The organism is Sphingomonas bacterium (genome assembly GCF_903643065.1).
In the GTDB taxonomy this organism is placed as follows: domain Bacteria; phylum Pseudomonadota; class Alphaproteobacteria; order Sphingomonadales; family Sphingomonadaceae; genus Sphingomonas.
This window is the reverse complement of record NZ_CAHJWX010000132.1, coordinates 1-6,102: the sequence shown is the minus strand read 5'-3', so window position 1 is coordinate 6,102 and position 6,102 is coordinate 1. Positions and strand designations below refer to the sequence as shown.

The window sequence follows — 6,102 nt, the reverse complement described above, 5'->3', positions numbered from 1 at the left end:
CTGGGCGCCCCCGACGCGAGCGGCCGCCGCGCGCCCGAGCGCGAGGAGGGCGAGGCCGAACTGCACGAGGCGGACCTCGTCATCCAGGCGCTCGGCTTCGACGCGGAGGACCTGCCCCGGCTGTGGGACGCGCCCGAGCTGGGCGTGACGCGCTGGGGCACCTTGCTGGTCGACGGCAAGACGATGATGACCAGCCTGGACGGCGTGTTCGCCGCCGGCGACATCGTGCGCGGCGCCAGCCTGGTGGTCTGGGCGATCCGCGACGGCCGCGACGTCGCGGCGAGCATGGCGCGCTGGCTGAAGGCCAAGGCGACCGAGGAAAGATTGGCGGCATGATCGCGGGGTCGAGCTTGGGAGGAATGCCGCCGGTCATTGGCGAAGGGCAGATGAACCGAACCCCCATGTCGAAACGAACTCCGTACCGCTTGAACAGGATGCTGAGGCGATGAGGCTGGAGCAGTGCGAGGTGGCAGCGATCAAGGCGGTTGCGACCGATGTGTTTGGTTCCGACGTCATCGTGCGCTTGTTTGGCAGTCGAGCGCGAGATGACCTGAAGGGCGGCGACATCGATCTACACTTCGAAGTCAACGAAGGCCAGCAGGATGTTCGTCATGCTGCCGCCTTCCGCTGGCGTCTGTATGACGCGATCGACGAGCAGAAGATGGACCTCGTGTTTGCTGTTCGTGGCCGTAAGGAGCGGCCGATTGACAGAATAGCTCGCGAGGAAGGCGTGATCCTGTGACCCGCGACCAATTGCGATTGCTGGACGCGGTCAAGACGACCGCGTCGGTAGCAGATCGACTTCGTGACTCGCTGCGGTTCGACGGTGCTGAACTCAAGGCGGCGATCGCGTTGTTACCGCAAGGTGACGCAGGCGCGCTGCGCGAGACGGACGCCTTCATTCAGCGTTACCAGCAACTCGTAGAGCATATGACTCATCGCCTGTTCGGCGCGATTTATCGCGCCGAGGAACTGGGCGAACGACCGCCCCCGTTGCGACGGCTGCTTGCGCTTCTGGAAGGAACGAAGGCACTGAAATCGGCGGAGACTTGGACGGTCTATATCGAGATCCGCAACCGGCTGGTCCATGAATATCCGTCGGACGAGAGCGAGTTGGCGACCGCGCTCACCGAGGCATCGGCAGCCGGCTTTGCCATACTCGACGAACTTGAGGGCGTTATGGACTACGTCACTCGTCGCAAGCTCCTGGAGTCAGTCGATGCAGGGTGAATCCGAACGCGCCCATCTCGCCGAGCACGGCATGTACCGGCCGGAGTTCGAAACGGACGCGTGCGGCGTCGGGCTGATCGCCGCCACCGACGGCCAGCCCTCGCGCCGTGTCGTGCGCACGGCGATCGACGCGCTGAAGGCGGTGTGGCATCGCGGCGCGGTCGACGCGGACGGCAAGACGGGCGACGGCGCGGGGCTGCACCTCGACCTGCCGCACGCCTTTTTCGACGACGCGATCAGCGCCGCCGGGCACAAGCCGCGCCCGCGCCGGCTGGCGGTGGGGATGATCTTCCTGCCGCGCACCGATCTGGGCGCGCAGGAGACGTGCCGGACGCTGGTGGAGAGCGCGATCATCGACGCCGGCTACGCCATCTATGGCTGGCGCCAGGTGCCCGTCGACGTGTCCGTCATCGGCATGAAGGCGCAGGCGACCCGGCCCGAGATCGAGCAGATCATGATCGCCGGGCCGGGCCTGGACGAGACCGACGCGGCCGAGTTCGAGAAGAACCTGTACCTCGTGCGCCGCCGCATCGAGCAGCGCGTGATCGCGGCGCAGATCAGCGGCTTCTACATCTGCTCGCTGTCGTGCCGCTCGATCGTCTACAAGGGCCTGTTCCTGGCCGAAAGCCTGTCGGACTTCTACCCGGACCTGCAGGACGAGCGGTTCACGTCGCGCGTCGCGATCTTCCACCAGCGCTACAGCACCAACACGTTCCCACAATGGTGGCTGGCGCAGCCGTTCCGCTGCCTGGCGCACAATGGCGAGATCAACACGATCCGCGGCAACAAGAACTGGATGCTCAGCCACGAGATCCGGATGGCGTCGATCGCGTTCGGTGACCAGTCGGAGGACATCAAGCCGGTGATCCCGGCCGGCGCCAGCGATACGGCCGCGCTCGACGCGGTGTTCGAGGCGATCTGCCGCGCCGGCCGCGACGCGCCCACCGCCAAGCTGATGCTGGTGCCGCCGTCGCTGATCGAGGGCGACACGCCCGCGCCGCACGCCGCGCTGTATCGCTATCTCGCCAGCGTCACCGAGCCGTGGGACGGGCCGGCGGCGCTGGCGATGACCGATGGGCGCTGGGCGGTGGCAGGGATGGACCGCAACGCGCTCCGGCCGCTGCGCACGACGCTGACCAGCGACGGGCTGCTGATCGTCGGCTCGGAAAGCGGCATGGTCGCGGTGCCGGAGGACCTGATCGTCGCCAAGGGCCGGCTGGGCCCGGGCGAGATGATCGCGGTCGACCTGGACGAGGGCGTCGTGCTCGGCGACCGCGCGATCAAGGACCGGATCGCGGGCGAGGCGGATTACGAGGCGCGCACCGCCTCGTTCACGACGATGGCCGATCTGCCGTCGTCGGACGCGGTGACGCGCTTTCCCCGCGCCGAGCTGCTGCGCCGCCAGGTCGCGGCCGGGCAGACGCTGGAGGACATGGAGCTGATCCTGTCGCCGATGGTGGACGGCGCCAAGGAGGCGGTCGGCTCGATGGGGGACGACACGCCGCTCGCGGTGGTGTCCGATCGCCCGCGCCTGATCAGCCAGTTCTTCCGCCAGAACTTCAGCCAGGTGACCAACCCGCCGATCGACTCGCTGCGCGAGCGCCACGTGATGTCGCTCAAGACGCGGTTCGGCAATCTCGCCAACATCCTCGACACCGACGAGCGGCGCGAGCGCGTGCTGGTGCTGGACAGCCCCGTGCTGACCGGCGCCGGCTGGGACCGGCTGCGCACCCATTTCGGCCCGGCGGCGGCGAGCATCGACACCACCTTCACCCCGGGCGCCGACGGGAAGGGCGGCCCGGCGGACCTGCGTGAGGCGATCGCGCGCATCCGCGCTGAGGCCGAACAGGCGGTGCGGCGCGGGCAGAGCGAGCTGTTCCTGACCGACGAGACGGTGGACGCGACCCGCGTCGCCATTCCCGGCGTGCTCGCGGCGGCGGCGGTCCACACCCACCTCGTCCGGCGCGGCCTGCGCTCCTACGCGTCGGTCAACGTGCGCAGCGCCGAGTGCCTCGACACGCATTATTACGCGGTGCTGATCGGCGTCGGCGCCACGACGGTGAACGCTTATCTCGCGGAAGGTGCGATCGCCGATCGGCACGGGCGCGGGCTGTTCGGGGACCGGTCGCTCCCCGATTGCCTCGCGCGGCATCGGGTCGCGGTGGAGGACGGGCTGCTCAAGATCATGTCCAAGATGGGCATCGCCGTCATCTCGTCGTACCGGGGCGGCTATAATTTCGAGGCGGTCGGGCTCAGCCGCGCGCTGGTCAATGACCTGTTCCCCGGCATGCCCGCCAAGATCAGCGGTGAGGGCTATGCCTCGCTCCATCTCAACGCGATGCTGCGGCACGAGGCGGCGTGGGACGAGGTGGTGACGACGCTGCCGGTCGGCGGCTTCTATCGCCAGCGCCATGGCGAGGAGACGCATGCCTATTCGGCGCAGCTGATGCACCTGCTGCAGTCGGCGGTCGCGACCGACAGCTACCAGACCTATCTCCAGTTCAGTCGCGGCGTCGCCGACCTGCCGCCCGTCTACCTGCGCGACCTGCTCCAGTTCCGCTTCCCCGCGCAGGGCGTCCCCGCCGATCAGGTCGAGCCGATCACCGAGATCAGGAAGCGCTTCGTCACGCCGGGCATGAGCCTGGGCGCGCTGGGACCGGAGGCGCACGAGACGCTGGCGATCGCGATGAACCGGATCGGCGCCAAGGCGGTGTCGGGCGAGGGCGGCGAGGATCGCGAGCGCTACGTCCCGCGCGCCAACGGCGACAACGCCAATTCGGTGATCAAGCAGATCGCGTCGGCCCGCTTCGGCGTCACCGCCGAATATCTCAACGCGTGCGAGGAGATCGAGATCAAGGTGGCCCAGGGCGCCAAGCCCGGCGAGGGCGGCCAGCTGCCCGGCTTCAAGGTGACGGAGATGATCGCGCGGCTGCGCCATGCCACCCCCGGCGTGACGCTGATCAGCCCGCCGCCGCACCACGACATCTATTCGATCGAGGACCTGGCGCAGCTCATCTACGACCTGAAGCAGGTCAACCCGCGCGCGCGCGTCGCGGTCAAGCTGGTCAGCAGCGCGGGCATCGGCACCGTCGCGGCGGGCGTCGCCAAGGCGCATGCCGACGTGATCCTGGTCGCCGGCCATACCGGCGGCACCGGCGCGTCGCCGCAGACCTCGATCAAATACGCCGGCACGCCCTGGGAGATGGGGCTGTCGGAGGTCAACCAGGTGCTGACGCTCAACGGCCTGCGCGGCCGCGTCCGGCTGCGCGCCGATGGCGGGCTGAAGACCGGGCGCGACATCGTCGTCGCCGCGATCCTGGGCGCGGAGGAATATGGCATCGGCACGCTCAGCCTGGTCGCGATGGGCTGCATCATGGTGCGGCAATGCCACTCCAACACCTGTCCGGTCGGTGTCTGCACGCAGGACGAGCGATTGCGCGCCAAGTTCACCGGCACGCCGGACAAGGTCATCAACCTGATGACCTTCATCGCCGAGGAGGTGCGCGATATCCTGGCGAAGCTGGGCGTGCGCTCGCTGGACGAGGTGATCGGGCGGACCGAGCTGCTGCGCCAGGTCAGCCGTGGCGCCGAGCATCTCGACGATCTCGACCTCAACCCGATCCTCGCCAAGGTCGACGCGACCGACGCCGAGCGGCGGTTCAGCCTGTCGACCTTCCGCAACGAAGTGCCCGACGGGCTCGACGCGCAGATCCTCAAGGACGCCGCCCCCGTCTTCGCGCGCGGCGAGAAGATGCAGCTGACCTACTCCGTCCGCAACGTCCACCGCGCGGTGGGCACCCGGCTGTCGGGCGAGATCGTGCGGCGGCTGGGCGCGGACCGGCTCGCCGACGGCCATGTCACGATTCGCCTGCGCGGGTCGGCGGGCCAGTCGCTCGGCGCGTTCCTGGTCAGGGGCGTGACGCTGGAGGTGTTCGGCGACGCCAACGATTATGTCGGCAAGGGCTTGTCGGGCGGCACGATCGTGGTCCGTCCCTCCGTCTCGTCCCGGCTCGCGAGCCAGGACCATACCATCGTCGGCAACACCGTGCTCTACGGCGCCACCAGCGGCCGGCTGTTCGCGGGCGGCCAGGCGGGCGAGCGGTTCGCGGTGCGCAATTCGGGCGCGACGGTCGTCGTCGAGGGCTGCGGCGCGAATGGCTGCGAGTACATGACCGGTGGCACGGCGGTGATCCTGGGCGCGGTCGGCCTCAATTTCGGCGCCGGCATGACCGGCGGCTCGGCCTTCGTGTACGACGCGGATGGCGGCTTCGATCGGCGCGCCAATCCGGACAGCATCGTCTGGCGGCGGCTCGGCAGCGCCTGGTGGGAGGAGCGGCTGCTCGGCCTGATCCGCGATCATGTCGCGGTGACCGACAGCCGGTGGGCGCGCGGGCTGCTCGACGACTGGGATCGGGTGGCGGGCCGCTTCTGGCAGGTCGTGCCCAAGGAGATGCTGGGCCGCCTGCCGCACCCGCTCGACGACGAGACGCCCGCCATCGCCGCCGAGTGACGCGCTGTTCACTCGCGGTTCGCCGCCCGATCGGCTATGACTCCGCCGGTTTCGTTCGGAGTATCCGCGTCATGCGTCTAGCCGTCCTCGCCATTCCCGCCCTGCTCGCCGCCACGCCCACCCTGGCGCAGCGGGTGCCGTTGCATGCCGATGACCTCGCCCGCGTGGCGCGGAACCCGGTGGCGCAGGACGCGGCGGCGGCGCTGATCGACCAGCTCGCCGATATCGTGCTCGACACGCGCGTCGGCCCGGCGGCGACGCTGATCGATCCGCGCGCGCGGCCGTCGGACACGTTGCGCGATGTCCAGACCCGCGACGATCCGCGCTACGAACAGCATCTGCGCGCCGACGTGTACGGCCAG

General features: G+C 69.2%; 5 protein-coding genes. All 5 read left to right on the top strand.

Going from position 1 to position 6,102, the window contains the following annotated elements; translation table 11 throughout:
• Nucleotides 1-336, top strand: a 336-nt coding sequence (locus HUU95_RS06180; RefSeq protein WP_174279315.1) for an FAD-dependent oxidoreductase, incomplete at its 5' end; no start/stop codon positions are given.
• A 109-nt stretch (nucleotides 337-445) separates the two neighbouring features.
• Nucleotides 446-742 (top strand): nucleotidyltransferase domain-containing protein, encoded by a 297-nt coding sequence (locus HUU95_RS06175; protein WP_174279314.1) that lies wholly within the window; start codon nucleotides 446-448, stop codon nucleotides 740-742.
• Complete coding sequence (locus HUU95_RS06170; protein ID WP_174279313.1) at nucleotides 739-1,230, top strand: hypothetical protein; 492 nt, start codon at nucleotides 739-741, stop codon at nucleotides 1,228-1,230. The genes HUU95_RS06175 and HUU95_RS06170 overlap by 4 nt, the downstream gene beginning before the upstream one ends.
• A complete protein-coding gene (gene gltB, locus HUU95_RS06165) occupies nucleotides 1,220-5,740 on the top strand; it encodes a glutamate synthase large subunit (protein WP_174279312.1) in 4,521 nt (1,506 codons plus the stop codon). Before HUU95_RS06170 ends, gltB begins: the two co-directional genes overlap by 11 nt.
• A gap of 71 nt (nucleotides 5,741-5,811) precedes the next feature.
• A partial coding sequence (locus HUU95_RS06160; protein WP_174279311.1) for a hypothetical protein occupies nucleotides 5,812-6,102 on the top strand: 291 nt, incomplete at its 3' end.

Excerpts from the sequence above, each read along its gene's own strand:
- gltB (WP_174279312.1), top strand. The coding sequence starts at position 1,220 with ATGCAGGGTGAATCCGAACGCGCCCATCTCGCCGAGCACGGCATGTAC.
- HUU95_RS06175 (WP_174279314.1), top strand. The coding sequence starts at position 446 with ATGAGGCTGGAGCAGTGCGAGGTGGCAGCGATCAAGGCGGTTGCGACC.